The 3,735-nt window shown below is 26.6% G+C and carries 4 protein-coding genes; all 4 read right to left on the bottom strand.

Going from position 1 to position 3,735, the window contains the following annotated elements; genetic code table 11:
• The coding region (locus ACRC03_RS11155; RefSeq protein WP_438652643.1) for an AAA family ATPase at positions 1-1,550 on the bottom strand (1,550 nt) is incomplete at its 3' end.
• Positions 1,551-1,844: 294 nt separating this feature from the next.
• Positions 1,845-3,083, bottom strand: a complete 1,239-nt coding sequence (locus tag ACRC03_RS11150; RefSeq protein ID WP_438652642.1) for a DUF6398 domain-containing protein — start codon at positions 3,081-3,083, stop codon at positions 1,845-1,847.
• 49 nt (positions 3,084-3,132) lie between these two features.
• Positions 3,133-3,330, bottom strand: coding sequence for a hypothetical protein (locus ACRC03_RS11145; protein WP_438652641.1), 198 nt, complete (start codon positions 3,328-3,330; stop codon positions 3,133-3,135).
• 190 nt (positions 3,331-3,520) lie between these two features.
• Positions 3,521-3,735 (bottom strand): hypothetical protein (locus tag ACRC03_RS11140; RefSeq protein ID WP_438652640.1); only part of this gene is annotated, 215 nt, incomplete at its 5' end.

Genomic DNA, 3,735 nt, shown 5'->3' with positions numbered 1-3,735 from the left:
TCTATTTTGCAGCTATGTTCTTTAGTCTTTGAATTATAACAAATTGCCACTGCTAATACATCTCTATCTTTGTACTCTTTCTTGAATTTTAGAGCATACTCTTTTTCTTTTATCTGATTAAGTGCTACTTCTACACTTTCATCTTTTTTAAGTTCTATTATAAATGGTATATCTCTATTTCTTCTTGGATGGAAAGAAAAATCTACAAATCCTTTACCACTCCATTCTTCTCTTTCTATCCTGTAAGTGTTTCTAGCATATAAATATGCTAATGTTATTACACAAGATAAACTATTTTCATCATTATATTTAAGTATAGGTATTTCTGAATTATGAACTTCATGTAAAATTTTAATTACCGTTTCATTATCACCTTTTACAGTAGCTTTTAGCATTGTTTCTGATGATTTTACTATTTTAGATACTTCTCCAAAACTTTCGTCTACTAATGCTTTTTTAAATTCTTTCATTAACTCATTATTTGGTATTTTTACTAAACCTTCATAATAAGATAAAAAACCTAACACTATCATTGCAGAGTATATTTCTTCTCTAGTTCTTGGCTGACCTTGACCTGCTCTGTATTCTTCGTCAATTTCAATTTCTACTTCTTCACCATTTACCATTTTTATTACATCATCTCTTACTTCTAGAATATTATATTTTAAATATTCTAATACCTCATCCATTGCTCCTGTATTTGTCCAATAACTTTGGCAATAGTTATTAGATAAGGCTAGTACAACAGATCTTGGATTGTATATTTTAAGACCTGTAGCTGTCATATACCCATTATACCATCTTTCTAATTCTTGGTATTTCATATTCTTATTTTTGATGCATAAGTCTCTTACTTCTTCTTCCGTAAATCCAAAGTATTCTTCAAATTTTCTATCTTTTAAGAAAGTAAATTCTTCAAACATATTTAACGCTGAACCCGATGAATGTTTCTTTATTGGTAATATTCCTGTCATATATGCAAGCGCTACATAAGGTTTGTCCTTTAATAATAATCTCAAAAACTCTAAGAAATTATTATGATACTCCTCGAATAATCCTCTATTAAATATAAAATCCCATTCGTCAAAGATAAATATAAATTTAGCTTCTGTACTATTAAACTTATCACTTAAAGAGCTTGTTTTATCAAAAGGTATATTAGGATAAAACTTGAGTAAATCTTTTTCTATATTATTTCTTATTCTATTCATATATTCACTGTATTCAAATGACTCATCTGGTAAGTCTGAAAAATCTATTTTAATTACGTTGTATTTATTTAAGTTTTCTTTGTATTTCCTATTTTTTGATATTTTTAATTCATTGAATATATCACTTGAATCTACTGCTTTTGAGTAGTATGCTCCTAGCATATTTATTATGCTTGATTTCCCAAATCTTCTCGGTCTTGTTATACATACATATTTATCATTTGTGCTTATTCTTTCATTAAGTTCCTCTATTATATTAGATTTATCTACAAAATATCTACTATTTACTAATTCTTTATAACTTTCATAAGGCTTAGATGTATTAAGATATATAGCCATTTTTACACCTCTTATCTTCTACTAATTCTATTTTAATTATATCCTTAATAAGTAGTTTTAACAACTCTGTGTTTATTAACGGTATTTCTCGTGGATTATTTAGATTTTGGTTTAATGGTAGTGTTATTAGTGTCAGTACATATAATAAAATCTAACCTAATAAAAAATCATATAATTTAATACACTAAAAATAGCTCCTAGTTAATCTGGGAGCTACATTTATATTATTGAATTATATAAATCTATGAATTTAATATTATTTCATAAGTTAACATTTTTTCTAATGCAATGCCATCAGCATAATTTATACATATCAGGGCATTGCTTACGAAAATGATTATTTATACTAATTAAATGTTTCTCTATTTCCTGTTTTTCCTTCTTTGTAAATCCTAAATCTATATTGTGCTTTTTTAAATGATTTATATATTCATTATATAACCACTGTAGGGCTCCATCTACTGCTAACCACATATCCCCTCCACAATCAAGATATGCTGAAGCTTCTTCCTCACTTCCCAAAGCATATGCAAATTTATTCTCACTAAAATCAATAAATCCAAATAATATTTCTCCAACATGTTTATTAGATTCCATAGCCTTTTCCATATATCGCTTTGCATTTACTTGATCTTTTTTGTAGAAACTGTATAGCGCTAGTGGATATAGCATATGTGGTGTTTCTTCTGGATATTCATTATGTAAATATTCTATACACTCTTTGTCCTCTGTAAGAATACATGCATTTATTAACTTATATCTTATTCCTTGATTGTCCATTTTATTTAATTCTAAAAGCTCTTTATATTCTTTTACACCCTCTTGTATTCTTCCATTATAAAAATACAAATCCGCAAGAGAATCTTTAACCATCATATATGGTCTAGTATGTCTAAACACCCAAAATTCTCCTTTTATTTCATCGAAATCAGGTATATCTTGTCTTGCATAATCCATAGCCTTTTTAGTATATTTTATTGCATCATCTATATGCTGTGCCTCTTCAGCTTTTTCCATATTTATTCTTATATTTCTTTCATTTTCTGTTTCATCTTCAAAATTGTCATCACACTGATTCTCTAAAAACTCTAATAAGTTTTTCTTTAATGTTTCATTAATATCAAAATCAAATTCATCATTTTCTTCAAAGTCATACATGCACTCTAGATTTTGTACCTTTTGCACTGAAAAATTATTTTTTTCATTTAGAAAACTTCTTATATATTTCTCCCTTGACTTAATTGTACTTGTACTTATTTGTATCATTCTTGAAAATTCTGCCCTAGATATATCAATAAATTGCCCCTCTGAATTTTTTATACATCCATCAAATAGACCACTATCTTCACATACAACATAGATGAATCCAACAGCCCACCCTTCTATTTTTCCTTTTTCCACTGAGAAATCTTTATTTTTATTTACATATTTTATTAGTGTATTTGTTTGTTTTTCAATATCTTTTGAAAAATACATTTCACATAGTTGATTCACTAAATATTTAATTTCTTTTAATATAGCTTTATTTGACATTTTTTTATCCTTTTCTATTTTTAATTATTTTCCTTTAATATCGTATGTATTAAAATAAATTTTCATCTATTTCCACATTTTCTTCGATTGCTAACCCTTGCTCATATGCTTCTTCCCATGTTATTCCATACGGTTCTCCACCTGAAGTATATCCAACTATATAGTAGTAATATTCATCACTTTCTATTTCATATGATACCTCAAGTTTCTTATTCTTATTTTTCTTTTTCTTAGGTCTATTTGCCATCAGTACCCTCTTTTCTTTTATATTCTGCTCTTTGTTTAGTTTTACTCAACTCATATAAATAACATATATTCTTTTGCGGTATATTTTCAAACATTCGTTTTGAAAGTGTATAGGAATTTAGATAAATAATTCTTATACACTTTTAAATAACCATGTATGAGATATAATACCTACTGAAATAATATTATATCTAAATTAAAAAATCAAATACACTTAAAATAATTGAATTTGCCATAATTAAATAAGCTATTTTAGTTTCATTAGGGCGTTTTAATTTAATAAAAACTGAAACTATAGATAGTATTCCTACAAATACACCAATTACTTGTTGAAATACATAATTACTAGGTAAGCTAGTAACATTGATAAAAGAAATTATAAGTGACCATACAAACAAACCATAAA

It is taken from the genome of Romboutsia sp. (genome assembly GCF_051659545.1).
In the GTDB taxonomy this organism is placed as follows: Bacteria; Bacillota; Clostridia; order Peptostreptococcales; family Peptostreptococcaceae; genus JBOFOR01.
Note: the sequence above shows the minus strand (reverse complement) of the source record. Positions and strands in the feature narration are given on the sequence as shown.